The sequence below is a fragment of the Pseudomonas sp. NBRC 111130 genome, assembly GCF_001320485.1.
In the GTDB taxonomy this organism is placed as follows: Bacteria; Pseudomonadota; Gammaproteobacteria; order Pseudomonadales; family Pseudomonadaceae; genus Aquipseudomonas; species Aquipseudomonas vlassakiae.
Map to the genome: position 1 here is coordinate 26,871 of NZ_BCBG01000030.1, position 25,045 is coordinate 51,915.

Consider the following 25,045-nt stretch of genomic DNA (forward strand, 5'->3'; position numbering starts at 1 on the left):
GTCACAAATACCTCTGACAAGCGAAAAACGATAAAGTTTCACAGCAAATACAGTAACTTAGAGAATTGTGTACAACTCGTGTTACTCGTCGGATTTTCGTTGCCAGCCGCTCGCCTTAGCCTCAAATTCGCCATCGTCATCCCTATGAGGCTTTCTCGATGAAGAAGTACTCCTCGATTCTGTTGTTGTCTTTCAGCTTGCTCAGCGGCGTTGCCATGGCAGGCGGCAATACCGAGGCTGGCATTGGCGGCGCATTGGGTGGGGTACTCGGCTCCGTAGTGGGCAACTCCATCGGTGGTAGCACGGGCGGTGCAATTGGTGCCGGCCTGGGCGGTGCGGCCGGCGGTGCCCTTGGTGCCGACAAGCGCCAGCGTGGCGAGGCCGCCATCGGCGGCGCCCTGGGCGCTGCAGGCGGTAACGTGGTAGGTCGCTCGATGGGCGGCACCACCGGTAGTTACATCGGTGCGGCCGCGGGCGGCGGTGCTGGTGGTGCGCTGGGTAACTACATGGGCAACAAGGCCGATGAAGACGAGCGCCATGACGAGCGTCGCTACCGTCGTGACTACGACGACCGTCGTCATTACGACCGTGGCCACCACTACGGCCACCGCAAGCACAAGCGCCACTGGCGCGACTGATACCTGAGGCTCAGCCTGCGGGTAAAAAGAGCCCTGCCCTCACCGGCAGGGCTTTTTCATGCCTGCGAGCCGAGTTGCAGGCCGGCCAGTATCACCTGCAGCGGCTCGGGCAGCGGCACCGGACGGCCGCTGGCACGCTCGATAAATACCTGCACCACCGTCCCCGCCGCGCACGCATCGGTCTCCCCAGGGCGATAGAGCGCCAGGCGGTACTCCACGGTACTGCCCACCAGCCGCGTCACCCCCAGCCCCACCTCCAGCACATCCGGGAAGCCCGGCAAGGCGAAGAAGTCTGCCGCTGAACTCACCACGAAGGCCGCCAACTCGCCATCGCGCAGGTCCAGGTTGGCCTGTTCGACAAGGAAGGCCTGGATGGAGGTTTCGAAGAAGCCATGCACAGTGGCGCCGGCGATGTGGCCGTTGACATCGTTGTCCTGGGGGCGGGTGAGGACTGGGTGGAAGTGGGAGAAGGCCGTGCGGTTGGGGGATTCGGTCATCAGGCTGGCTCGTATCTTGGCTGTGGATGCTGACAGTGAAACAGAAATTCCAGACCTTGGGTGCCCGCGATCCCAGCTAGGAGCGGCCTTGTGTCGCGAAAGGGCTGCGAAGCAGCCCCAGCAGTTTCAGCAGTTTCAGCAGTTTCAGCAGTTTCAGCAGTTTCAGCAGCGCCGCTGCTAGCCAAGGGGGCCGCTTTGCGGCCCTTTCGCGACACAAGGCCGCTCCTACAAAAAACAAAAAAGCCGCCCCGGAGGGCGGCTTTCTCGTTACGACTGGGGTTCAGCTTACAGCTTTGGACCAGCTGCCTTGATTGCATCGGAAACTTCGAATTTCTTGAAGTTCTCGATGAACAGTTTGGCCAGGCCTTTGGCGGCCTCGTCGTAGGCAGCTTTGTCAGCCCAGGTGTTGCGTGGGTTGAGCAGCTCGGTTTCCACACCCGGCACGGCCTTTGGCACGTCCAGGTTGATGATGTCCAGGTGCTCGGTTTCGGCGCCGACCAGAGCACCGCTCTGGATAGCGGCGATCACGCCACGGGTGGTCGGGATGCTGAAGCGCTTGCCAACGCCGTAGCCACCACCGGTCCAGCCGGTGTTGACCAGGTAGACCTTGGAGCCGAAAGCGTTGATACGCTTGATCAGCAGCTCGGCGTATTCACCCGCCGGGCGCGGGAAGAACGGCGCGCCGAAGCAGGTGGAGAAGGTCGACTTGATGCCGCCGCCCGAACCCATTTCGGTCGAACCGACCAGCGCGGTGTAGCCGGACAGGAAGTGGTAGGCCGCCTGCTCGTTGTTCAGGATCGAAACCGGAGGCAGAACACCGGTCAGGTCGCAGGTCAGGAAGATGACTGCGTTCGGCTCGCCACCCAGGTTGGCTTCGGCGCGCTTGGCGACGTGCTCCAGCGGGTAGGCAGCGCGGCTGTTCTGGGTCAGGCTGACGTCAGCGTAGTCGGCGTGCTTGTTGGCGTCGAGAACGACGTTTTCCAGCACGGCGCCATGCTTGATGGCTTTCCAGATGACTGGCTCGTTCTTCTCGGACAGGTCGATGCACTTGGCGTAGCAGCCACCTTCCATGTTGAAGACAACGCCTTCGCCCCAACCGTGCTCGTCGTCACCGATCAGGTAACGGCTTTCGTCGGCCGACAGGGTGGTCTTGCCAGTGCCGGACAGGCCGAAGAACAGGGTGACATCACCTTCCTCGCCAATGTTGGCAGCGCAGTGCATCGGCAGCACGTCAGCGGCCGGCAGCAGGAAGTTCTGCACCGAGAACATGGCTTTCTTCATTTCGCCGGCGTAGCGCATGCCAGCGATCAGCACTTTCTTCTGGGCGAAGTTGATGATCACGCAACCGTCGGAGTTGGTACCGTCACGCTCAGGTTCGCAAACGAAGTTGGCGACGTTGAGGATCTGCCACTGGTCGCGACCAGCCGGGTTGAACTGCTCCGGGTTGATGAACAGGCAACGACCGAACAGGTTCTGCCAGGCAGTCTGGGTGGTCATTTTCACCGGCAGGTAGTGCTCGGCAGCAGCGCCTACGTGGACGTAGGAAACGAAGTGATCCTGGGCGTTGTTGAACGCCTCGACGCGGTCCCACAGGGCATCGAACTTGTCGGCCGGGAACTTGCGGTTGATCGGGCCCCAGGCGATGGCGGCCTGGGTGGAAGGTTCTTCGACGATGAAACGGTCAGCCGGCGAGCGACCAGTACGGTGGCCAGTTTCGACTACCAGTGCGCCAGTATCGGCCAGCACGCCTTCACCGCGGGACAGCGCTTCTTTAACCAGCTCATCGACGCTCAGGTCGGTGTACACGGTGTTGTTGGCTTGCGTCATGAGATACCCCATCCGGCCCGAGGCCGAGTGCTCCAAACGTTTTGTAGTTGTCTCGAAAAAACTACTACAGCGAAAAAAGTGGCCGGATTATGCCAGAAACGCCCAAAAAAAGTAGGCCCCTCCTGTCAGAACCGCTCTTTTGCGCAATTCGACAGGAGATTTCCCTGAAATTAAACGTTTCAGTGGCGAGTTTCTGACGCCGCTTCCGTGCCGCCACCGGCAAACAGCTGCGCAACATCGCTGGCATCGAAGAAATAGCGCTCGTTACAGAACTGGCAATCGATCTCTACCGTTCCGCCGCACTCCTCGACCAGCGCCTTGGCATCCTGTTCGCCCAAACTGACCAGCGCATTGCCGGAACGTTCGCGCGAGCAACTGCACTTGAAGCGCAGCGGCTGGATGTCGAACAGGCGTACCGCGTCCTCGTGGTAAAGACGGTGCAGCAGGGTTTCGTTGTCTTCCGACCATTCCTCGGGCTTGAGCGTCTTGGCCAGGGCAATTACATGCTGCCAGCTGTCTTCACGTTCCTCATCGTCCGGCTGGCGATCGCGTGGCAGCTGCTGCAGCAGCAGGCCACGGGCCTTGCCGCCTTCGGCATTGAGCCAGAAGCGGGTGTTGAGCTGCTGCGACTGCACGAAGTAGTTGGTGAAGCATTCCGACAGGTTGGCACCGTCCAGGTCGACGGTGCCCTGGTAGCGCTGGCCTTTGATCGGGTCGATGGTCAGGGTCAGGTGGCCACCGGGCATCAACTGCTCCAGGGTAGCGTCGGCCGGGATCTGCTCCGCTTCGTAGCGGGCCATGCCACGGATGTCGCGCTCGCCCGAGCATTCGACCATCAGCAGCGGGATCGGCCCTTCGGAGCGCGCCTGCAGAATCAGCAGGCCGTCGAACTTCAGCGCGCCCACCAGCAAGGCGGTGGCGGCCATCAGTTCGCCAAGCAGTGCCTGCACCGGCTGTGGGTAATCATGACGCGCCAGCACCGCGGCGTAGCTGTCATCGAGAGACACCCACTCGCCGCGCACATCGCGCTCGTCGAAGATGAAACGTTGGGTGAAATCGGTATCAGGCAAATCGCTCATAGGTTTTGGCTATCTGAAAAATGATGACAAAATGGTTACACGGGATTTCGAACTACTGCGCAATCCCGTGGTAGAACGCTCACAAGGCGCTCTGATTCCCGTTGGCAATAGAGGTATTTTATGGACAATCGACCACTGTTCCAAGCAAGGTGGTCCTGGGGGCCATTGGCAGCCTGTACGCTGCTTCCCATCGCTCTACTGTGTTTCTGGTTATGGCCTATTGGCCAGATCCTGTGCCTGACTTTCGACGAGTGGCTGTTCCACAGCCTGAACGCACCACTGGCCGACCACACGGCCTGGCGCTACATCTGGACCGTCGGCAGCCTGCGCCCCTTCGACATCGTCGTCGGCCTGATCCTTCTGGCCGTGCTGATCCGCGGCAACTGGGTGTTCAAGGCCAGCCAGGTTCGCGAAGCCTTCTTTGGCTTTATGGTCACGCTGCTCCTATTAGTGGTGATTCGCGCGCTGTTTTCCAAGTGGGTGGATGCAATGGGTTGGCAACACGACAGCCCATCGATGGTGTTCGACAACGTGGTACAACTCAGCAGCTACTACCCGAACCTGGAAAAAGCCTGGGAGCTGAAAGACCGTTCAAGCAACAGCTTCCCAGGCGATCATGCCTCGGTGCTGCTGATCTGGGCCTTGTTCATGAGCCTGTTCAGCCGCCGGCTCGTGCAGCATCTGGTGGTCTGGGGCCTGGCGTTCCTGTTCATGATGCCGCGGCTGGTGGCCGGAGCACATTGGGGACAGGACGACTACATCGGTGGCCTGCTGATGGCAGTGCTGGCGCTGGGCTGGAGCTGCCATACGCCGTTGGCAGCCAAGGGCAGTGCCTTGCTGCTGCGCTGGACCGCTCCGCTGTTTGCCCTTGCCAGAAAGTTACCGTTGGTCGGGCGATTGGCAGTAATCCGCTAGACCACTGGGGCTGCCTTGCAGCCCCAGCTATTCAAAGCTCCCGTGTAACTGGTGAATCTGCCGCCGCTGCTTCTTGTTCGGGCGGCCATCCGAAGTAACGCCCATCGCCCCCGCCTTGCGCATTTCGGCCGCCTGCTCGCGGCGGCGCACGCTGTCCTCGGTCTCTTCATACAACGTCTGCGCTTCTGGCGCCCCACGCCGCACCACCGACAACGCCTTGACCACGACCGTGCGCTCGTCGAACCCGGTACGTAGTACGAACTCATCGCCTACCCGCGGCTCCTTGCCCGGTTTGCAGCGCTCACCCCGGCAGTGCACCTTGCCGCTTTCGATGGCCGCCTTGGCCAGCGCACGGGTCTTGTAGAAGCGGGCCGCCCACAGCCACTTGTCCAGGCGGACCTTGTCGTCATCCTCGGCTTTTTGTGCCATCTCGTTTCCTCGAATTCTGTCTTTCATCGAACTGTACTACCGTAACTGACGGATGCAAAAAGTCCCCGCCGTGCTTACAGTTCACCACCTTATCCGCAGGGTGTGCTTCGTGAAGAAATTTGACCATCTGACAGTCATCGGCCTGCGCGAGTGGGTGGCCCTGCCAGACCTTGGCGTGGCGGGCCTGCGCGCCAAGATCGACACCGGTGCCAGCACCTCCAGCCTGCATGCCACCGAGGTCGAACCGTTCGAGCGTGACGGCCAACGCTGGGTGCGCTTCACCGCCCACCTTGGTTCGGTGGTGCAACTGCGCCACCGCCGCTGTGAGGCTCCGCTGGTAACCATGAAGACCATCAAGAGCTCCAACGGCCAGGCACAGACCCGTTACGTGATCCGCACCACGCTGGCACTGGGCGATGCGGTCTGGGAAGTCGAATTCACCCTGGCCTGCCGCAAGAACATGCGCTATCGCCTGCTGCTGGGCTCCAAGGCGCTGATACATGGCCAGCTGGTGGTCAACCCCGGCTTGAAATATGTACAAGACAAACCGGCCTATCCGGCCACCCTCTCCCCTGTCACAGGTGCTGCATGAAGATCGCTGTGCTGTCGCGCAATCCGCGTCTGTATTCCACCCGCCGTCTGGTCGAAGCCGGTACCCAGCGGGGCCATGAAATGGTGGTGATCGACACCCTGCGGGCCTACATGAACATCGCCAGCCACAAGCCGCAGATCCACTACCGCGGCAAACCGCTGGAAGGCTTCGATGCAGTGATCCCGCGCATCGGCGCCTCAGTGACCTTCTACGGCTGCGCGGTGCTGCGCCAGTTCGAGATGATGGGCGTATACCCGCTCAACGAATCGGTGGCCATCGCCCGCTCGCGCGACAAGCTGCGCTCGCTGCAGCTGCTGTCGCGCCGGGGTATCGGCCTGCCGATCACCGGTTTCGCCCACTCGCCGGATGACATCCCCGACCTGATCCAGATGGTCAATGGCGCACCGCTGGTGATCAAGGTGCTGGAAGGCACCCAAGGCATCGGCGTAGTGCTGTGCGAGACCACCAAGGCAGCCGAGTCGGTGATTGAGGCATTCATGGGGCTGAAGCAGAACATCATGGTTCAGGAGTACATCAAGGAGGCCGGTGGTGCGGATATCCGCTGCTTCGTGGTGGGCGACAAGGTGATCGCCTCGATGAAGCGCCAGGCCAAGCCGGGGGAGTTCCGCTCCAACCTGCACCGCGGCGGGGTGGCCAGCCTGATCAAGATCACCCCTGAAGAGCGTATGACCGCCATTCGAGCCGCCAAGGTGATGGGGCTGAGCGTGGCGGGTGTGGATATCCTGCGCTCGAACCATGGGCCACTGGTGATGGAAGTGAACTCGTCGCCTGGGCTGGAAGGGATCGAAGTGACCACCGGCAAGAATGTGGCCGCGATGATCATCGAGCACCTGGAGAAGAATGGCGGGCCGAACCAGACCCGGACCAAAGGTAAAGGCTGACTCAGGCCTGCACCGGCCCCTTCGCGGCTAAAGCCGCTCCCACAGAATCACCGCAGCCTTCGGGCCTGTGCCGGACCTGTGGTAGCGGCTTTAGCCGCGAAGAGGCCAGTCAAGCTCACACCGCATTACGCGGCAGCAGCAAGCCTAGAGGCAGTCGCACCCGTGCCTCGATACCGCCACCGGAGCGGTTGCGCAACTCGACATTCCCGCCATGCTGCGCAGCGATCCGCTTGACGATGGCCAAGCCCAGCCCGGTCCCCTTGCCGCCGCGGGCACGGTCCCCACGAATGAACGGGTTGAAGATGGTTTCCAGCTCGGATTCGTCGATCCCGGTACCCCGGTCCAGCACGCTGAGCACCACATACGGTGCGCTCTCGTCCCCCGACACATAGGCCGCCACCTCGACGCCCTTGCCAGCGTGATGCAGGGCATTGCCGATCAGGTTGCCAAGCATGCGCTTGAGCGAAACCCGACGCAGCGGGAATGGGGGAATAGGCTCCAGACACAGGCGCACGCGCTCCTCAGGCTGGTTATAGGGCGCCACCACCTCGCGCACCAGGTCGGCCAGGTCGACCTCCTCCACCGGCTCGTCCCGACCATCGCGGATGAACGCGAGGAACTGATCCAGAATCGCGTCCATGTCCTCGATATCGCGGACCATGTCGTCACTCAGCTCGTTGTCACTGTTCAACAACGACAACGACAGGCGCAGGCGCGTGAGCGGGGTCCGCAAGTCATGTGAAACCCCCGCCAGCATGAGTTCCCGCTCACGACCCGCCTGCTCGACATCTTCAGCCATTTGGTTGAAGGCCCGGTAGACCTCGGTCATCTCGCTGGGCGTGTCGCTGATCGGCAGGCGCACGCTGCGCCCCTGACCTAGCTGCCGGGCGGCGAACACCAGGCGTTTCAACGGCTGGTTGAGCTGGCGCACGAAGATCCACGCCGAGGCAGTGGACAACAGGCCAATGGCCAGGAACCAGCCCAGCACGTTCCAGATCTTCTGCCCACGCAGTGGATGCGGGTACAACGGCACCTTCAGCCAGCCCGGGCCCAGGCTCGGTGCGTTCACCCACAAGGCGGGCGGCGCATGGATGCGCAGGCGCACTTCGGTATCTTCGCCCAGCTCGGCCTGCATCTGCCGCTGGTAGATCTCGCTGTAAGGCCAGTGCTGTTCACCCTCCGGCACACCGGAACCGGTAACCCGGATCAGCCCGGCGGCATCGGCGATCTTGTCGCGGTTTTCTTCATCAGCCGCCCAATAGGCGCGAAGGGTCAGCGCAACGCCATGGCTGTACTGCCGATCGACCAGTACGTCCTCGTTCATCAGCAGGTAGACCAGCGTCAGTGCCTTGGAGAACAGGACAACGATCAACACCAGCCACAGGGTGCGGGCAAAGAAGCTTTGCGGGAACCAGAGCGGCGTTTTCATCGACGGCGAAGCATCATTTGCCAGCGTTTCCGTCTGGCACGAACACATAGCCGACGCCCCAGACCGTCTGGATGTAGCGCGGTTTGGACGGATCCGGCTCGATCATGCGGCGCAGGCGCGAGATCTGCACGTCGATGGAGCGCTCGAGGGCATCCCACTCGCGGCCACGGGCCAGGTTCATCAGCTTGTCGCGGGTCAGCGGCTCGCGCGCATGCATCACCAGCGCCTTGAGCACGGCGAATTCGCCGGTGGTGAGCATGTGCACTTCGTCGCCACGCTTGAGCTCGCGGGTAGCCAGCGACAGCTCGTAGTCGCCGAAGGTGACCGACTCGTCCTCGGTGCCCGGGGCGCCCGGCACGCTCGGCGCCTGGCGGCGCAACACGGCCTTGACCCGTGCCATCAGCTCGTCCGGGTTGAACGGCTTCCCCAGGTAGTCGTCTGCACCGAGTTCAAGGCCCTTGATGCGGCTGAGCTCGTCACCTTTGGCGGTGAGCATGATGATCGGGATCTGGTTGTTCGACTGGCGCAGGCGCTTGCAGGCGGACAGGCCGTCTTCGCCTGGCAGCATCAGGTCGAGCACCACCAGGTTGAACACCTCGCGCGCCAACAGGCGGTCCATCTGTTCGGTGTTGGGCACCGCACGGGCGCGGTAGCCCTTGCTGGTGAAGAAACGTTCCAGCAGGCTGCTGAGCCCCGGGTCGTCGTCGACGATGAGAATCTTGTCACCTTCAGCGGTGTTTGCGGTGCCGGTCATGAATAACTCCTCTGATATCGCCGCGCATTATGGCGTAGCCACTGCTGCACGTTGCGTGAGCATTGTTAGCAGATTTTTCCCCGGGCGCCAGTTCCGGCTGGCCGGGCGCCATCACCGCAAGCCGTTTGCGATGGGTATAATGCGCGGCTTTCATCCAGCGCCACCGGGCCCAAGGCCCATCGGCGACCCCCGTATTCACAAATGTCAGGTGGTTTACATGGACAGCATCAACAGCCGTATCGCCGAGGAACTGGGCGTACGCCCCCAGCAGGTCGAGGCGGCCGTGGGCCTGTTGGACGAAGGCTCGACCGTGCCTTTCATCGCCCGTTACCGCAAGGAAGTGACCGGTAGCCTCGACGACACCCAGCTGCGCCATCTGGAAGAGCGCCTGCGCTATCTGCGCGAGCTCGACGAGCGCCGTGCCAGCATCCTGTCCAGCATCGAGGAACAGGGCAAGCTGACTCCGGAACTGGCCCGCGAGATCAAGCTGGCCGACACCAAGACGCGTCTTGAAGACCTCTACCTGCCGTACAAGCAGAAGCGCCGCACCAAGGGCCAGATCGCCCTGGAAGCCGGCCTCGGCGAGCTGGCCGACGGCCTGTTCAACGACCCCGGCCTGGCGCCGGAAAGCGAAGCCGCGCGCTTCGTCGACGCCGAAAAAGGCGTGGCCGATGCCAAGGCCGCACTGGAAGGCGCCAAGTACATCCTCATGGAGCGTTTCGCCGAAGACGCTGCCCTGCTCGACAAGCTGCGCAATTTCCTCAAGCAGGAAGCGGTGCTCAGCGCCCGCGTGGTGGCGGGCAAGGAAGAAGAGGGCGCGAAGTTCCGCGACTACTTCGCCCATGACGAGCTGCTGCGCACGGCCCCTTCGCACCGCGCCCTGGCGATTTTCCGCGGGCGCAACGAAGGCGTGCTGAGCGCCTCGCTCAAGGTCGGCGAAGAATTGCCCGGGACCTTGCACCCGTGCGAACTGATGATCGGCAACCACGTCGGCATCGAAAACCGCGGCCGCCCGGCCGACAAATGGTTGGCTGAAGTGGTCCGCTGGACCTGGAAGGTCAAGCTCTACACTCACCTGGAAACCGACCTGTTCGGCGAGCTGCGCGACAATGCCGAGAGCGAGGCGATCAACGTCTTCGCCCACAACCTGCACGACCTGCTGCTGGCCGCCCCGGCCGGCCCGCGCGCCACCCTGGGCTTCGACCCGGGCCTGCGCACCGGCTGCAAGATCGCGGTGGTCGATGCCACAGGCAAATTGCTCGACCACACCACGGTCTACCCGCATGCACCGAAGAACGACTGGGACCGCACCATTGCCATCATGGCCGCCTTGTGCGCCAAGCACTCGGTGGAGCTGATCGCCATCGGCAACGGCACCGCCAGCCGCGAGAGCGACAAGCTGGTGGCCGAACTGGTCAAGAAGTACCCAGCCCTGAAAATCACCAAGGTCATGGTCTCCGAAGCGGGTGCTTCGGTGTATTCGGCGTCTGAACTGGCCGCCCGCGAATTCCCGGACCTGGACGTGTCGATCCGTGGCGCCGTGTCGATCGCCCGCCGCCTGCAGGACCCGCTGGCCGAATTGGTAAAGATCGACCCGAAATCCATCGGTGTCGGCCAGTACCAGCACGACGTCTCGCAAATCAAGCTGGCCCGCGGCCTGGACGCTGTGGTCGAGGACTGCGTGAACGCCGTGGGCGTCGACGTCAACACCGCTTCGGTCGCGCTGCTTACCCGGATTTCGGGCCTGAACGCGACCCTGGCCCAGAATATCGTCGCCCACCGCGACGCCAACGGCCCGTTCGCCACCCGAGCGGCACTGAAAAAGGTCAGCCGCCTGGGCGAGAAGACCTTCGAACAGGCCGCAGGCTTCCTGCGCGTGATGAACGGCGACAACCCGCTCGACGCCTCCGCCGTGCACCCTGAGGCCTACCCGCTGGTGCAGCGCATCGCCGCCGGCACCGACCGTGACATCCGCTCGCTGATTGGCGACAGCGCCTTCCTCAAGCGCCTGGACCCAAAGCAATTCACCGACGAGACCTTCGGCCTGCCGACCGTCACCGACATCCTCCAGGAACTGGACAAACCCGGCCGCGACCCACGCCCGGAGTTCAAGACCGCCACCTTCCAGGACGGTGTCGAGGAGCTCAAGGACCTGGAGCCGGGCATGATCCTCGAAGGCGTGGTGACCAACGTCACCAACTTCGGTGCCTTCGTCGACATCGGCGTGCACCAGGACGGCCTGGTGCATATCTCGGCGCTGTCGGAGAAGTTCGTCAAGGACCCGCGTGAAGCGGTCAAGGCCGGTGACGTGGTCAAGGTCAAGGTCATGGAGGTCGACATCCCGCGCAAGCGCGTCGGCCTGTCCATGCGCATGAGCGACACCCCGGGCGAGAAAGTCGACGGCAACCGTGGCGGCAACCGGGGCAATGGCGGCAACCGCCAGCAGCAGGCGCCACGCCAGCGTGAAACCGCCACCGCAGCCCCGGCCAACAACGCCATGGCCGCCCTGTTCGCCAACGCCAAGCAACTGAAGAAGAAGTGATGGACATCCCCAAGGAAGTGGTCCAAAGCGCTTACAGCCAGCTCCTTGGCTGCCGCGTGCAACGTCTGGAGACAGGCGTTGCCGAGGTGGCCCTGGCGCTCGAGCCGCACCTGCGCAACCGTGGCCAGAAGCTGCACGGCGGGGCGATCTTCAGCCTGGTTGACATCGCCATGGGCCTGGCCTGCTCGGCCAGCCACGGTTTCGACCAGCAGAGTGTGACCATCGAATGCAAGATCAACTACCTGCGCGCGGTCAGCGACGGTGAAGTGCTGTGCACCGCCCGTGTGCTGCACGCCGGGCGCCGTACCCTGGTGGTCGACGCCGACGTAGTTCAAGGCGACAAACTGGTGGCGAAAGCGCAAGGAACCTTCGCGGTTCTCTAGCTCACCAAGGGGTATCTGCGGTATTTTTCGGCAGTGCGCTGGCACTGCCGGAACCGCGTAAACCAGGCGACAACGCCAGTTCCTTTCTTCCTACCCTTGTAGACCGTCAGCTCTACCCCCATATTGGGGCGACTGACGCGTGAAGGAATACATCTTGAGCGACCTCCTCAACCGCCGCCTGAGCTTGCTCGGCGCCAATCTCCCCCTGCTCAAGCAGTGCCTGCACGGTATTGAGCGCGAATGCCTGCGCGTGACCGACGAAGGTCGCCTGGCCCAGACCCCGCACCCCGAGGCACTGGGCTCGGCGCTGACCAACGAGCAGATCACCACAGACTATTCCGAGTCGCTGCTGGAGTTCATCACGCCGGCGCTGGCCGACCCGGCCGAGGTGCTCGAAAGCCTCGAACAGACCCACCGCTTCGTCTACAGCAAGCTTCGCGACGAGTATTTGTGGAGTCCGTCGATGCCTTGCACGTTGCCGGCCGAGGAAGATATCCCGATCGCCGAGTACGGCACTTCGAACATCGGCAAGCTCAAGCACGTCTACCGCAAGGGCCTGGCCTTGCGCTACGGCCGCACCATGCAGTGCATCGCCGGCATTCATTACAATTTCTCTCTGCCGGAAGCGCTGTGGCCGCTGCTGCGCGATGCCGAAGGTGGCGAGGAAAGCGATCGCGACTACCAGTCCTCGGCGTACATTGCGCTGATCCGCAACTTCCGCCGCTACAGTTGGCTGCTGATGTACCTGTTCGGCGCCTCGCCAGCACTGGACAAGGGCTTCCTGCGCGGCCGCCCGCACCAGCTCGAAGAACTCGACGCCGAAACCCTGTACCTGCCTTATGCCACCAGCCTGCGCATGAGTGACCTGGGCTACCAGAGCAACGCCCAGGCCGGCCTCACGCCCTGCTACAACAACCTCGCCAGCTATACCGACAGCCTGCGCAAGGCGGTGGGCACGCCCTACCCGCCTTATGTCGAGGTCGGTACGCATGTGAATGGCGAATGGGTGCAGTTGAACACCAACATCCTGCAGATCGAGAACGAGTACTACTCGAACATCCGCCCGAAACGCGTCACCTACACCGGCGAGCGGCCGATCCAGGCGCTGACCTCGCGCGGCGTGCAGTACGTCGAAGTGCGCTGCCTGGACATCAACCCGTTCCTGCCGGTGGGCATCGACCTGACCGAAGCGCGCTTCCTCGACGCCTTCCTGTTGTTCTGCGCCCTTGAAGAAAGCCCGCAGCTGGACAACGGCGAGTGCGGCCAGTGCACCAGCAACTTCCTTACCGTGGTCAAGGAAGGCCGTCGCCCGGAGCTGAAACTGCAGCGCAACGGCCAGCCAGTCGCGCTGCGCGAATGGGCTACCGAGCTGATCAGCCGCATCGGCCAGCTGGCGGCGTTGCTCGACAGCGCCCAGGGTGGCGACGAACACGCCAGGGCCCTGGCTGCCCAGCAGGCCAAGGTCGATGACGCCTCGCTGACCCCGTCGGCCCAGGTGCTGGCGCGCATGACCGAGCACGACGAATCCTTCGTCCAGTTCTCCCTGCGCCAGAGCCGCCTGCATGCCGAGACCTTCCGCGAGCAACCGCTGTCGGTCGAGCAGCAACAGGCCTTCGAGACCTTGGCCCGCGAGTCGCTCGCCAAGCAGTCCGAGCTGGAGCAGGAGGAAGTCGGTGACTTCGACCTGTTCGTCGGCGCCTACCAGGCCAGCATCCTGGCAATCAGCAACTGATGAACCGCACCGCCACCCCACGCAAGCCACGCGCCAGCAGCCAGGCCAGGATCGAAGCGATCCTGGCCTGTGCACGTGAGCTGTTGGCCGAACAAGGGGTGGCGGCGCTTTCGATCTACAGCGTGGCCGAGCGGGCGCAGATTCCGCCGTCGTCGGTGTACCACTTCTTCGCCAGCGTCCCGGCCTTGCTGGAGGCGCTGACCGCTGATGTGCATCGGGCGTTTCGCGAGGCCTTGCGCGCACCGATCGACAGCGGCGCGTTCACCACCTGGCATGAGCTTTCGCGGCTGATCGAGCAGCGCATGCTCGACATCTACAACGAGGATGCGGCGGCACGGCAGTTGATTCTGGCCCAGCATGGGCTCAGTGAAGTGGTGCAGGCCGACCGGCAGCACGACATGGAGCTGGGCGACCTGATGCAAAAGCTGTTCGACCAGCACTTTCACCTGCCGGTGATGCCGACAGATGTGGATGTGTTCGCCTTGGCGATGGAGCTGAGCGACCGGGTGTATGCGCGGTCAGTGCAGTTGCATGAGGCGATCACGCCGCGCATGGCCGAAGAAGGCAAGCGGGTGTTCGAGGCGTATCTGGGCCTTTACCTGCCGCCTTTCCTGGCCAAGCGTCAGGGCTGACATTATTGGGGCCGCTGTGCGGCCCTTTCGCGACACAAGGCCGCTCCTACAGGGATCGAGTGATTTCTGTAGGAGCGGCCTTGTGTCGCGAAAGGACTGCAAAGCAGTCCCAAATGCCAACATCACAGTTTGGCAATGGACACTTCAGTCGATTTCACGAAGGCGATCACTTCGCTGCCCACTTGCAGTTCCAGCTCTTTCACCGAGCGGGTTGTAATCACCGAAGTGACGATACCCGAGGCAGTCTGCACGTCGATTTCCGACAATACCGGGCCTTCGAGGATTTCTTTCACGGTGCCTTTGAACTGGTTACGGACGTTGATCGCTTTGATGGTCATGGCTTGATTCCTTCTCTTTGGCTTCAGTGCGCCCAACGCAGTTGCGTGGGCAAAGGGGCTACAGGGTCCGGCTCGGGCGGAGTACCCGGAGCCGACAGAACACGGTTGAGCACTTCGCTTTCCAGCGCGGCCAGGCGGAGCGAACCACGCGCCCTTGGCCTGGCCAGGTCAACGGTAAGGTCGAGGCCGACTTCGCCGTCTTCGATCAGGATTACCCGATCCGCGACAGCCACCGCCTCATTGACGTCGTGGGTCACCAGCAGCACGGTAAAGCCGTGCTGACGCCACAGGCGTTCGATCAGTTGCTGCATCTCGATGCGGGTCAGGGCATCCAGCGCGCCCAGCGGCTCATCCAGCAGCAGCAGGCGCGGTTGGTGGATCAAGGCCCGGGCCAGGGCCACACGCTGCTTCTGGCCACCGGACAACGCCGCCGGCCATTCGTTGGCACGATCAGCCAGGCCGACCGCCTCCAGCGCATCCAGAGCGCGCTGGCGCCAGTTGCCGCTGAGCCCCAGGCCGACGTTGTCGATCACCTTTTTCCAAGGCAGCAGGCGCGCCTCCTGGAACATCAGCCGGGTTTCCTCGCGGGCTTCGCTCAGCTGGGCGGCTCCGGCCAGCAACTGTCCGGAAGTCGGCTGGTCGAGACCGGCCAACAAGCGCAGCAAGGTGCTCTTGCCGCAACCGCTGCGACCGACGATGGCCACGAACTGCCCGGCCGGGATATGCAGGTCGATACCTTTCAATACTTCCCGCTGGCCGAAGGCCTTGCGCAGGCCGTTGGCGGCCAGCGGGATACCACGCAGCAGGCGTGGCGGCTGTTCCTTGAGCACGGTCATGCGCCCTCCTTCTTCGCCACCTGGTAAGCCGGGTGCCAGCGCAGCCACACCCGCTCCAGGCCGCGGGCAGCAAGGTCGGCGAGCTTGCCGAGCACGGCGTACAGGACGATGGCCAGCACCACCACGTCGGTCTGCAGGAATTCACGGGCATTCATGGCCAGGTAACCGATGCCGGAGCTGGCCGAAATGGTCTCGGCGACGATCAGCGTCAGCCACATGAAGCCCAGGGCGAAGCGCACACCGACCAGGATCGAGGGCAGCGCACCGGGCAGGATCACCTGGCGGAACAGGCCGAAGCCGGACAAGCCATAGCTGCGGGCCATTTCCACCAGTGCCGGGTCGACATTGCGGATGCCGTGGTAGGTGTTCAGGTAGATCGGGAACAGCGTGCCCAGCGCGACTAGGAAGATCTTCGCCGACTCATCGATACCGAACCACAGGATCACCAAGGGGATCAGCGCCAGGTGCGGCACGTTGCGGATCATCTGCACCGAGCTGTCGAGCAGGCGTTCGCCCCAGTTCGACAGGCCGGTGATGAAGCCCAGCACCAGCCCGATGCTGCCGCCAATCAAGAAGCCCAGCCCGGCCCGCCAGCCGCTGATCGCCAGGTGGGTCCAGATTTCACCGCTGCGCACCAGCTCGACACCCGCACTGACCACCGCGCTCGGCGCAGGCAGGATACGGGTCGACAGCCAGCCGGCGCTGACCGCCAGCTGCCAGGCTGCCAGCAGCAGCACCGGCAGTGCCCACGGGGCCAGGCGCTGGCTCAGGGTGGTGGAAGTTTTGCGACTCATGGCCCGGCCCTCAGCTCTGCGCGACGGACTTGGGCAGGATGTCGTTGGCGACCATTTCACCGAACGGGCTCACGTAACCGCCCGCCTTGGCCTGTTCCGGGCGTTGCACATCGAGGTGCGGGAACAGCAGTTCGGCAACCCGATACGACTCTTCCAGGTGGGGGTAGCCGGAGAAGATGAAGGTATCGATACCCAGCTCGGCGTACTCCTTGACCCGTGCCGCCACGGTCGGGCCATCACCGACCAGCGCTGTACCGGCACCGCCACGCACCAGGCCGACACCGGCCCAGAGGTTGGGGCTGACCTCGAGATTGTCGCGGTTGCCCTTGTGCAAGGCCGCCATGCGCTGCTGGCCGACCGAGTCGAAACGGGCCAGCGAGGCCTGGGCACGGGCGATGGTATCGTCGTCCAGGTGCGAGATCAGCTTGTCTGCGGCAGCCCAGGCTTCTTCGTTGGTTTCACGCACGATCACATGCAGGCGAATGCCGAAGCGGACTTCGCGGCCCTGCGCAGCGGCCTTCTCACGCACCTGGGCGATTTTCTCGGCAACGGCGCTTGGCGGCTCGCCCCAGGTCAGGTACAGCTCGACCTGCTCGGCGGCGAGGTCCTGGGCAGCCTCCGAAGAGCCGCCGAAGTACAGTGGCGGGCGCGGCTGCTGAATCGGCGGATAGAGCAGTTTGGCGCCCTTCACCTGGATGTGCTTGCCGTCGTAGTCGACGGTTTCGCCTTCCAGCACCTTGCGCCAGATGCGGGTGAACTCGACCGAGGCTTCGTAGCGCTCCTGGTGGTTCAGGTGCAGGCCATCGCCGGCCAGTTCATCAGGGTCACCGCCGGTCACCAGGTTGAACAGCGCACGGCCGTTGGAAAGCCGATCGAGGGTAGCGGCCTGGCGTGCGGCCACGGTCGGCGAAATGATGCCTGGGCGCAGGGCCACGAGAAACTTCAGGCGCTGGGTCACCGGAATCAGCGACGCTGCCACCAGCCAGGAGTCCTCGCAGGACCGCCCGGTAGGGATCAGCACCCCACCAAAACCGAGGCGGTCGGCGGCTTGGGCGATCTGTTGCAGGTAGCCGTGATCGACTGCGCGGGCGCCGTCGGAGGTGCCCAGGTACTTGCCGTCACCGTGGGTAGGGAGGAACCAGAAAATGTTAAGGCTCATTGGAGTTGTCTCCTCAAGGGTGGCGCAGGCCAGGGCGGCGCCCCGGCGCAGGCGGATCAATCAAGGCGCGGTGGCGACCTTGGCCGGGGGTGTCCAGATCACGTCCTTGATGCTCAGCGGCTTGGGAATCAGCTTGAGCGCCTGGAAGGTGTCGGCAATCTTCTGTTGTGCGGCCACCACTTGCGGGGTGAGCGGCTGAGCACCGTAGCCCTGGCGTTTAACCGAGGTCAGGGTGATATCGGCGGGCAGGCCAAGCAGCGGCGCGACTTGATCGGTGACTTCCTGCGGGTTGGCCTGGGACCATTGGCCCACTGCGCGTACCTCGTCGATCAGGGTGCTGATCACCGCCGGGTGCTGGGTGGCGTAGGTGCGGGTAGCCAGGTAGAACTGGTGGTTGTCGACCAGGCCCTTGCCGTCACGCAGGGTACGGGCCTGCAACTGTTGCTCGGCGGCCGCCTGGTAGGGGTCCCAGATCACCCAGGCATCGACGCTGCCGCGTTCGAAAGCGGCGCGGGCATCGGCAGGCGGCAGGTAGACGGGCTGGATGTCGCTGTAAGTGAGCCCTGCATCCTGCAGGGCACGGACCAACAGGTAGTGAACGTTGGAGCCTTTGTTGAGGGCGACTTTCTTGCCTTTGAGTTCCTTCACCGACTGGATCGGCGAGCCCTTCGGCACGAGGATGGCTTCGCTGTGCGGCGCTGGTGGCTCGTAGGCCACGTAGAGCAGATCGGCGCCAGCGGCCTGAGCGAATACCGGCGGCGTCTCGCCAGTGACGCCGAAGTCGATGGAACCGACGTTCAGCCCTTCGAGCAGCTGCGGGCCACCGGGGAATTCGGTCCATTGCACTTGTACGCCCTGCTCGGCCAGGCGCTTCTCCAGCGTGCCCTTGGCCTTGAGCAACACCAGGGTGCCGTATTTCTGATAACCGATACGCAGGCTCTCGGCCTGGGCTTGGGTGATGGCGCCGAAGGACACAGCCGCCGCAAACAGGGCGACCAGACCACGACGCAAGAAGACTGTGCGCATGGCGCTCTCCTGTGCGAGTTGGGTTCGGGTTGCACCTGCTTGCCTCGTTGGCGGGCGAGTAAGGTGGTGGAGCGAATGGCTAGGCCGGTCAGTGGTGTCGGCATTGCCTGATGTTCTGTTGGAGTGACATTACCAGCCTGTTCATATATCTAGAAATCATATTTTTTCATTTGTTTATTTCTTTTTTAACTTTTGGTTTTAGGGCCCTTTCGCGGGCACGCCCGCTCCTACAGCTACCGCACTGCCTGTGGCAGCGGGCGTGCCCGCGAAGCAGCCAGCACTTTTCTCACAGGCATAAAAAAGGGCCGTCGAAACGGCCCGAAAATCCCTGCTATGGCTAAGAGCAATGCAACGAGGAATTCATTAGCGATTGGGTTGCGGGGTCAGCCGCAGATAGGGTTTCACCGCCCGATAACCTTTCGGGAAGCGCTGCTTGATTTCGTCTTCGTCCTTCAGCGAGGGCACGATCACCACCTCGTCGCCGTCCTGCCAGTTACCTGGTGTGGCGACCTTGTGGTTGTCGGTGAGCTGCAGCGAGTCAATCACCCGCAGGATTTCGTTGAAGTTGCGCCCGGTACTGGCCGGGTAGGTAATGGTCAGGCGCACCTTCTTGTTCGGGTCGATGACGAACAGCGAGCGCACGGTGAGGGTGTCGCTGGCGTTGGGGTGGATCAGGTCGTACAGGTCGGAGACCTTGCGGTCGGCATCGGCGATGATCGGGAAATTGACCACGGTGTTCTGGGTCTCGTTGATATCCTCGATCCACTTGTGGTGCGACTCGACCGGGTCGACCGACAGAGCGATGGCCTTCACGCCGCGCTTGGCGAAGTCGTCCTTGAGCTTGGCGGTCAGGCCCAGCTCGGTGGTGCACACCGGGGTGAAGTCCGCCGGGTGGGAGAACAGCACACCCCAGCTGTTGCCCAGCCATTCATGGAAGCGGATCTTGCCTTCACTGGATTCCTGCTCGAAGTCCGGGGCGATGTCGCCGAGTTTGAGGCTCATGGGGTGCGGCTCCTGTGCTGTGTTCTGGCGTGTGGGTTCAATGTGCCTGCATTCGATGAGAAATAAAAAGAATAAATAATGATTTATTTATAACCGTTGAGCATACGAACGCGCGGACATAAAAAAGCCTCGCACTAGGCGAGGCTTTCTGTGTGGCTACGGCTTACAGGAAGCTGTAAGTGTAGTTCACGATGAAGCGAGTCTGATCCTGGTCGGCGCTGGCTTCGTTGCTACCGCCACGGTAGACGCCCTGACGCAGGCTGAAGCCCAGGCCTTTGAGGGTACCTTGCTGAATGGTGTAGTCGACGCGTGCGTCACGTTCCCACTCGTTGTAGGTGCCATGGCCGCTCTTGTAACGAATGTCGTCACCGCGCAGATAGGCAATCGAAGCCTTCAGGCCCGGAACGCCCAGCGAGGCGAAGTCGTAGGAGTACTGGCCGAAGTTGGTGTTCTCACCAGCACGGGCGAACTGGTTGATCATGCTGTCGGTGAACAGGTAGAAGCTGGAACCACCGGCACCTTCAGGACGGTTGTTGCCATCGACCACGTTACCCTGGTTCAGCCAGACGAAACCGCCGTCGTCGCTGACTTGCTGACGACCCAGCATGAGTGCGTGGCCACCGAGGGTGTAGGTGAACATGGCAGACCAGGTCTTGTTGTCGATCTTGCCAGTGTTCTTGGCGTAGCCGCCGTTGTTGTTGAAGTTGTAGCCGCCGCCGTGACCGTTGTTGCCGTCGCTGCTGCTGTCGAAGTAGCGCAGGTCGGTCTTGAACGACTGGTCGTCAGCAATCTTGAAGACGTGAGTCGCGCCCAGGAAGTGCTGCTTGTAGAAGTCTTCCAGGTTCGAGTAGTAGTACTGCAGGGTCAGGTCTGGAGTGAGTTTGTAGTCCAGGCCACCGAAGCGGAACTTGTTGCTGTCGGCAGTAGCGCCCGCAACCGACAGGCCGGTGCGGTTGCTCGAAGCACGGCCCATGGCGTGGGTCAGCTGGCCGGCGTTGACGGTCAGGTTGTCGATTTCCTTCGACTGGATGGTGCCACCCTCGAAGGTCTGCGGCAGCAGGCGACCGTCGTTGGAGACCAGGATCGGCAGGTTTGGCGCCAGGGCGCTACCGAAGTGAACCTCGGTCTTCGAGAAGCGGGCCTTGGCATTGGCGCCGAAGCGTGCCCACTGGTCTACGGCCGAACCGTCGCTATCGCTTGGGAAGAAAGTGCCGACGTCAGGGTGGTGGCCTTTGCCGCCATCCAGGTGAATACCCCACAGGGCCTGGGCGTCTACACCGAAACCAACGGTGCCTGGCGTGAAGCCGGAGATGTAGTCGAGCTTGAAGCCCTGACCCGACTCACGGTTGTCAGCGCCGCCATCACGGTTGTCGTTGTTGAAGTACATGGTGCGCGAGCTGAGCGACAGTTTGCTGTCTTCGACGAAACCGGCGGCACCTGCTGCTTGGGCGAAAACCCCCACTGCCACGGCCAGAGCCAGGCTGGACTTGTACATGTTTTGCTCCTCTACGTTCTAATTCTTGTGTATCTCTGGCGGCAGGATCTGTTGCCCTGCTCTACCGTGGATGGGCGATTAGCCCCAAAGCGTGACCATTTAGTCAATCGTTTCTAAACATTTCTCGACTTTGGTCTAAGACGCCCCCTGCGCTACAGGATAATGACAATCCTATAAATCCAAAATGACCGTTTTATGAATTTGTAAGATTTTTAAGGAATATCGTAGGAACCTTTACTACGAAAAGTTGTATCGGCGATGTCAATCATACCTTTAGGTTATTTGCAAACGTTTGCCGACCAGTAGCCAATTCCTCACCCTCACGAAGGGAACAGAGGTTAGCAGCGGATCACTGTTTCGCCAGCCTCCCTTTCTCAGCTGTGGCCAGTGTTAAAGCGTTTGGCTCCTAAGCTAATTCTAAAAAGTTATTTATTTTTGATTTCTTAGATCATCTAGTCTTCTCGCCATCCAATACATCCATTGCCTGACGAGAGGTTCACCATGATCCCGCACGCTCCGCTGCGCCTGTTCGCCGCCCTGACCCTCGCCAGCACCAGCTGGTTGGCCCAGGCCGCCGACCTGACCGTTGCCTACCAGACCACCGTCGACCCGGCCAAAGTGGCCCAGGTCGATGGCAATTATGAAAAAGCCAGCAAGGCCAGCATCGACTGGCGCAAGTTTGATAACGGCGCGGACGTGATTACCGCCGTGGCCAGTGGCGACGTCCAGATCGGCTACCTCGGCTCAAGCCCTCTGGCTGCCGCCGCCACTCGCAAGCTACCGGTCGAGACCTTCCTCATTGCCACCCAGATCGGTGCCGGCGAGGCCCTGGTCGCCCGTGACAGCATCAAGACCCCACAAGACCTGATCGGCAAGAAAGTCGCCGTGCCGTTCGTTTCTACCGGCCACTACAGCCTGCTGGCCGCGCTGAAAAGCTGGAACATCGACCCGTCCAAGGTGCAGATCCTCAACCTTGCGCCACCGGCGATCATCGCCGCCTGGAAGCGCGGCGACATCGACGCTACCTACGTCTGGGACCCGGCACTCGGTGTAGCCAAGGAAAACGGCAAGGTGCTGATCACCTCGGGCGAACTGGCCGAAAAAGGCGCACCGACCTTCGATGCCTGGATCGTGCGCAAGGACTTTGCCGACAAGCACCCTGACGTGGTCAAGGCGTTCGCCAAGGTCACCCTCGACGCCTACGCCGCCTACCGCAAGGACCCGAAAGCCTGGCTGGCCGACAAGGGCAACATCGACAAGCTGGCCAAGCTGTCCGGTGCCAAGCCCAGCGACATTCCGGTGCTGCTGCAAGGCAACGTCTACCCATTGGCCGCTGACCAGGCCAGCGCCCTGGGTGCGCCGACCACCAAGGCACTGACCGATACCGCCACCTTCCTCAAGCAACAAGGCAAAGTCGAAGCCGTGTTGCCGGACTATTCGCCGTACGTCAGCGACAAATTCCTTCCAAACTGATCCGGAGCCTGCCATGGCCTTGCTCGAACTGGAGCGCATCAGCGCACAGTACCCCGGCACCACCGCCCCGGTGCTGGCCGACATCAACCTGAGCCTTGGGCCACGCCAGCTGCTGGTGGCCCTGGGGCCATCCGGCAGTGGCAAGACCTCGCTGCTCAACCTGATCGCCGGCTTCGTTGCCCCGAGCGGCGGGCGCATCAGCCTCGACGGCGTGCCCGTGCAAGGCCCGGGGGCCGAGCGTGGCGTGGTGTTCCAGGATGATGCCCTGCTGCCATGGCAGAACGTGCTGGGCAACGTCGCTTTCGGCCTGGAACTGGCCGGTGTGCCGCGCGCCCAGCGTGAGGCCAAGGCCCGCGAGATGCTGGCGTTGGTCGACCTCGACGGCTTCGGCGAACGGCGCATCTGGCGGCTGTCCGGTGGCCAGAAGCAGCGCGTGGGCCTGGCCCGGGCGCTGGCCGCCGACCCGCGGGTACTGCTGATGGACGAACCGTTCGGCGCCCTCGACGCCTTCACCCGCGAACAGATGCAGGAACTGCTGCTGCAAGTCTGGCAGCGCACCGCCAAACCGGTGTTCCTGATCACCCATGACATCGAGGAAGCGGTGTTCCTGGCCAGCGAACTGGTGCTGCTGGCGCCCAACCCCGGCCGCGTGGTCGAGCGCCTGCAACTGGACTTTGGCCAGCGCTACGCAGCTGGCGAGTCGGCCCGGGCGATCAAGTCCGACCCACGCTTCATCGAAACCCGCGAGCATGTCCTGGCCCGCGTGTTCTCCCAACGCCAAAGCCTGCAGGAGCGCGCATGAGCAGCCTGGATCTGCCGGTCGCCGGCAAACGCGACACTCAAACCCGGCCCGCCCGCCAGGCGCGCCGCCCATTGTCCACTCGCTGGATCAGCACCCTGACCCTGATCAGCTTGCTGTTCGCCTGGTGGCTGGTGACGGCCGCCGGCTGGATCGAGCCGCTGTTCCTGCCCTCGCCCGGCGACATCCTGGCCAAGGCCTGGGTCCTGCTCACCCAAGGTTACATGGACGCCAGCCTGTGGCAGCACCTGGGCGCCAGCCTGGGCCGTATCGGCCTGGCCCTGATCGCCGCGACCCTGACCGCGATCCCGGTCGGCATCGCCATCGGCTACAACCGTGTGGCCCGTGGCGTCCTCGACCCGCTTATCGAGTTCTACCGGCCAATCCCGCCGCTGGCCTACCTGCCGCTGATCGTCATCTGGTGCGGCATCGGTGAGCTGTCCAAGGTGCTGCTGATCTACCTGGCGATCTTCGCCCCGATCGCCATCGCCACCGCCACTGGGGTGCGTACCGTCGACCCGGCCAAGCTGCGGGCGGCGCAGTCGCTGGGCGCGAGCCGGGCGCAGCTGATCCGCCACGTGATCCTGCCCAGCGCCCTGCCCGACATCCTGACCGGGATCCGCATCGGTTTAGGGGTTGGCTGGTCGACCCTGGTCGCCGCTGAACTGATCGCCGCCACCAGCGGCCTGGGTTTCATGGTGCAGTCGGCGGCGCAGTTCCTGGTCACCGACGTGGTAGTGCTGGGCATCCTGCTCATCGCCCTGATCGCCTTCGCCCTGGAGATGGGCCTGCGCGCCCTGCAACGCAAGCTGGTGCCCTGGCACGGGCAGAGCCACTGAATTCCTGTTGACCACGCCAGCACCCTGGCGCCCGATTGAAGAGACCGACATGAGCCTGACCATTACCCCCCTCAGCCCGGCGCTCGGCGCACAGATCAGCGGCGTGGACATCAGCCGCGACATCAGCGCCGAACAACGCGATGCCATCGAGCAGGCGCTGCTCCAGCATCAGGTGCTGTTCTTCCGCAACCAGCCGCTCAACCCGGAGCAACAGGCGCGTTTCGCCGCCCGCTTCGGCGACCTGCATATCCACCCGATCTACCCCAATGTGCCAGAGACGCCGCAGGTGCTGATCCTCGACACGGCCGTCACCGACGTGCGTGACAACGCCGTGTGGCACACCGACGTGACCTTCCTGCCGACCCCGGCGCTGGGCGCGGTGCTCAGCGCCAAGCAGTTGCCGGCCTATGGCGGCGACACCTTGTGGGCCAGCGGTATCGCGGCCTTCGATGCCTTGTCGGCGCCGCTGCGCGAAATGCTCGATGGCCTGACCGCCACCCATGACTTCACCAAGTCGTTCCCCCTGGAGCGCTTTGGCACCACGGCCGACGACCTGGCGCGCTGGGAGGCGACCCGGCGCAACAACCCGCCGCTGTCGCACCCGGTGGTGCGCACGCATCCGGTAAGCGGTCGCAAGGCATTGTTCGTCAATGAAGGCTTCACCACACGCATCAATGAGCTGAACGAGCTGGAAAGCGAGGCGCTGCTCAAGCTGCTGTTCGCCCATGCCACGCGGCCGGAGTTCAGCATTCGCTGGCGTTGGCAGGAAAATGACGTGGCGTTCTGGGACAACCGCGTGACCCAGCATTTTGCAGTGGATGATTACCGGCCGAACCGGCGGGTGATGCACCGGGCGACCATCCTTGGAGATGCGCCCTTCTAGTTGTTGCCTGTACCGGCCTCTTCGCGGGCGAGCCCGCGAAGAGGCCGGTA

The 25,045-nt window shown here is 62.9% G+C and carries 25 protein-coding genes; 12 read left to right on the forward strand and 13 right to left on the reverse strand.

What is annotated here, in order from left to right:
• Positions 1–158 precede the first annotated feature (158 nt).
• A complete protein-coding gene (locus tag APH33_RS15050) occupies positions 159–638 on the forward strand; it encodes a glycine zipper domain-containing protein (RefSeq protein WP_054885905.1) in 480 nt (159 codons plus the stop codon).
• 56 nt (positions 639–694) lie between these two features.
• Here APH33_RS15050 and APH33_RS15055 read toward each other — a convergent pair whose 3' ends face one another.
• The 3 genes from APH33_RS15055 to hslO form a co-directional block, all read right to left on the reverse strand.
• On the reverse strand, positions 695–1,135 hold the full coding sequence (locus APH33_RS15055) for a thioesterase family protein (RefSeq protein WP_054885906.1): 441 nt from the start codon (positions 1,133–1,135) through the stop codon (positions 695–697).
• A 285-nt stretch (positions 1,136–1,420) separates the two neighbouring features.
• A complete protein-coding gene (locus APH33_RS15060; RefSeq protein WP_054885907.1) occupies positions 1,421–2,962 on the reverse strand; it encodes a phosphoenolpyruvate carboxykinase in 1,542 nt (513 codons plus the stop codon).
• 179 nt (positions 2,963–3,141) lie between these two features.
• Complete coding sequence (hslO, locus tag APH33_RS15065; RefSeq protein ID WP_054885908.1) at positions 3,142–4,041, reverse strand: Hsp33 family molecular chaperone HslO; 900 nt, start codon at positions 4,039–4,041, stop codon at positions 3,142–3,144.
• Positions 4,042–4,161: 120 nt separating this feature from the next.
• Here hslO and APH33_RS15070 point away from each other — a divergent pair, with 120 nt between their 5' ends.
• Positions 4,162–4,956 (forward strand): phosphatase PAP2 family protein, encoded by a 795-nt coding sequence (locus APH33_RS15070; RefSeq protein WP_054885909.1) that lies wholly within the window; start codon positions 4,162–4,164, stop codon positions 4,954–4,956.
• Positions 4,957–4,983: 27 nt separating this feature from the next.
• Here APH33_RS15070 and APH33_RS15075 read toward each other — a convergent pair whose 3' ends face one another.
• Complete coding sequence (locus tag APH33_RS15075) at positions 4,984–5,385, reverse strand: RNA-binding S4 domain-containing protein (RefSeq protein ID WP_054885910.1); 402 nt, start codon at positions 5,383–5,385, stop codon at positions 4,984–4,986.
• Between the two features lie 109 nt (positions 5,386–5,494).
• Here APH33_RS15075 and APH33_RS15080 point away from each other — a divergent pair, with 109 nt between their 5' ends.
• Both APH33_RS15080 and rimK read left to right on the forward strand, forming a co-directional pair.
• Entirely contained in the window at positions 5,495–5,977 is a 483-nt protein-coding gene (locus tag APH33_RS15080) for an ATP-dependent zinc protease (protein ID WP_054885911.1), read from the forward strand.
• Positions 5,974–6,879: a 30S ribosomal protein S6--L-glutamate ligase gene (rimK, locus tag APH33_RS15085; RefSeq protein ID WP_013970455.1), complete on the forward strand. Its 906-nt coding sequence runs from the start codon at positions 5,974–5,976 to the stop codon at positions 6,877–6,879. Before APH33_RS15080 ends, rimK begins: the two co-directional genes overlap by 4 nt.
• A 115-nt stretch (positions 6,880–6,994) precedes the next feature.
• On the opposite strand, the gene APH33_RS15090 is transcribed toward rimK, so the two are convergent.
• Positions 6,995–8,308, reverse strand: a complete 1,314-nt coding sequence (locus tag APH33_RS15090) for an ATP-binding protein (protein WP_054885912.1) — start codon at positions 8,306–8,308, stop codon at positions 6,995–6,997.
• Between the two features lie 13 nt (positions 8,309–8,321).
• Positions 8,322–9,062 (reverse strand): two-component system response regulator OmpR, encoded by a 741-nt coding sequence (ompR, locus tag APH33_RS15095; protein ID WP_054885913.1) that lies wholly within the window; start codon positions 9,060–9,062, stop codon positions 8,322–8,324.
• 217 nt (positions 9,063–9,279) lie between these two features.
• On the opposite strand from ompR, the gene APH33_RS15100 reads away from it, so the two are divergent.
• From APH33_RS15100 to APH33_RS15115, 4 genes are all read left to right on the forward strand, one after another.
• Entirely contained in the window at positions 9,280–11,604 is a 2,325-nt protein-coding gene (locus APH33_RS15100; protein WP_054885914.1) for a Tex family protein, read from the forward strand.
• A complete protein-coding gene (locus tag APH33_RS15105; RefSeq protein ID WP_054885915.1) occupies positions 11,604–11,987 on the forward strand; it encodes a PaaI family thioesterase in 384 nt (127 codons plus the stop codon). The genes APH33_RS15100 and APH33_RS15105 overlap by 1 nt, the downstream gene beginning before the upstream one ends.
• 154 nt (positions 11,988–12,141) lie before the next feature.
• Positions 12,142–13,719 (forward strand): glutamate--cysteine ligase, encoded by a 1,578-nt coding sequence (gene gshA, locus APH33_RS15110; RefSeq protein WP_177332397.1) that lies wholly within the window; start codon positions 12,142–12,144, stop codon positions 13,717–13,719.
• Positions 13,719–14,351: a TetR/AcrR family transcriptional regulator gene (locus tag APH33_RS15115; RefSeq protein ID WP_054885917.1), complete on the forward strand. Its 633-nt coding sequence runs from the start codon at positions 13,719–13,721 to the stop codon at positions 14,349–14,351. The genes gshA and APH33_RS15115 overlap by 1 nt, the downstream gene beginning before the upstream one ends.
• A gap of 122 nt (positions 14,352–14,473) precedes the next feature.
• Here APH33_RS15115 and APH33_RS15120 read toward each other — a convergent pair whose 3' ends face one another.
• The 7 genes from APH33_RS15120 to APH33_RS15150 form a co-directional block, all read right to left on the reverse strand.
• On the reverse strand, positions 14,474–14,689 hold the full coding sequence (locus tag APH33_RS15120) for a molybdopterin-binding protein (protein ID WP_008095172.1): 216 nt from the start codon (positions 14,687–14,689) through the stop codon (positions 14,474–14,476).
• A gap of 23 nt (positions 14,690–14,712) precedes the next feature.
• Positions 14,713–15,525 carry an aliphatic sulfonates ABC transporter ATP-binding protein gene (ssuB, locus tag APH33_RS15125; protein ID WP_054885918.1) on the reverse strand — a complete coding sequence of 271 codons (813 nt, stop codon included), beginning with the start codon at positions 15,523–15,525 and terminating at the stop codon, positions 14,713–14,715.
• Positions 15,522–16,319 carry an aliphatic sulfonate ABC transporter permease SsuC gene (gene ssuC, locus APH33_RS15130; protein ID WP_054885919.1) on the reverse strand — a complete coding sequence of 266 codons (798 nt, stop codon included), beginning with the start codon at positions 16,317–16,319 and terminating at the stop codon, positions 15,522–15,524. The genes ssuB and ssuC overlap by 4 nt, the downstream gene beginning before the upstream one ends.
• A gap of 10 nt (positions 16,320–16,329) precedes the next feature.
• Complete coding sequence (gene ssuD / locus APH33_RS15135) at positions 16,330–17,478, reverse strand: FMNH2-dependent alkanesulfonate monooxygenase (protein ID WP_054885920.1); 1,149 nt, start codon at positions 17,476–17,478, stop codon at positions 16,330–16,332.
• 60 nt (positions 17,479–17,538) lie between these two features.
• A complete protein-coding gene (locus tag APH33_RS15140; protein WP_054885921.1) occupies positions 17,539–18,504 on the reverse strand; it encodes a sulfonate ABC transporter substrate-binding protein in 966 nt (321 codons plus the stop codon).
• Positions 18,505–18,867: 363 nt separating this feature from the next.
• Positions 18,868–19,506: a peroxiredoxin gene (locus tag APH33_RS15145; protein ID WP_054885922.1), complete on the reverse strand. Its 639-nt coding sequence runs from the start codon at positions 19,504–19,506 to the stop codon at positions 18,868–18,870.
• A gap of 163 nt (positions 19,507–19,669) precedes the next feature.
• Complete coding sequence (locus APH33_RS15150; protein WP_054885923.1) at positions 19,670–21,001, reverse strand: OprD family porin; 1,332 nt, start codon at positions 20,999–21,001, stop codon at positions 19,670–19,672.
• 501 nt (positions 21,002–21,502) lie between these two features.
• On the opposite strand from APH33_RS15150, the gene tauA reads away from it, so the two are divergent.
• The 4 genes from tauA to tauD are packed head-to-tail and all read left to right on the forward strand — an operon-like array spanning position 21,503 to position 24,995.
• The gene (gene tauA, locus APH33_RS15155) at positions 21,503–22,474 is read left to right on the forward strand and encodes a taurine ABC transporter substrate-binding protein (RefSeq protein ID WP_054885924.1); all 972 of its coding nucleotides are present in this window, start codon (positions 21,503–21,505) and stop codon (positions 22,472–22,474) included.
• A 13-nt stretch (positions 22,475–22,487) separates the two neighbouring features.
• On the forward strand, positions 22,488–23,276 hold the full coding sequence (gene tauB / locus APH33_RS15160) for a taurine ABC transporter ATP-binding subunit (protein ID WP_054885925.1): 789 nt from the start codon (positions 22,488–22,490) through the stop codon (positions 23,274–23,276).
• Positions 23,273–24,112: a taurine ABC transporter permease TauC gene (gene tauC, locus APH33_RS15165; protein WP_054885926.1), complete on the forward strand. Its 840-nt coding sequence runs from the start codon at positions 23,273–23,275 to the stop codon at positions 24,110–24,112. Before tauB ends, tauC begins: the two co-directional genes overlap by 4 nt.
• Before the next feature lie 49 nt (positions 24,113–24,161).
• Positions 24,162–24,995, forward strand: coding sequence for a taurine dioxygenase (gene tauD, locus APH33_RS15170; protein WP_054885927.1), 834 nt, complete (start codon positions 24,162–24,164; stop codon positions 24,993–24,995).
• Positions 24,996–25,045: the final 50 nt, after the last annotated feature.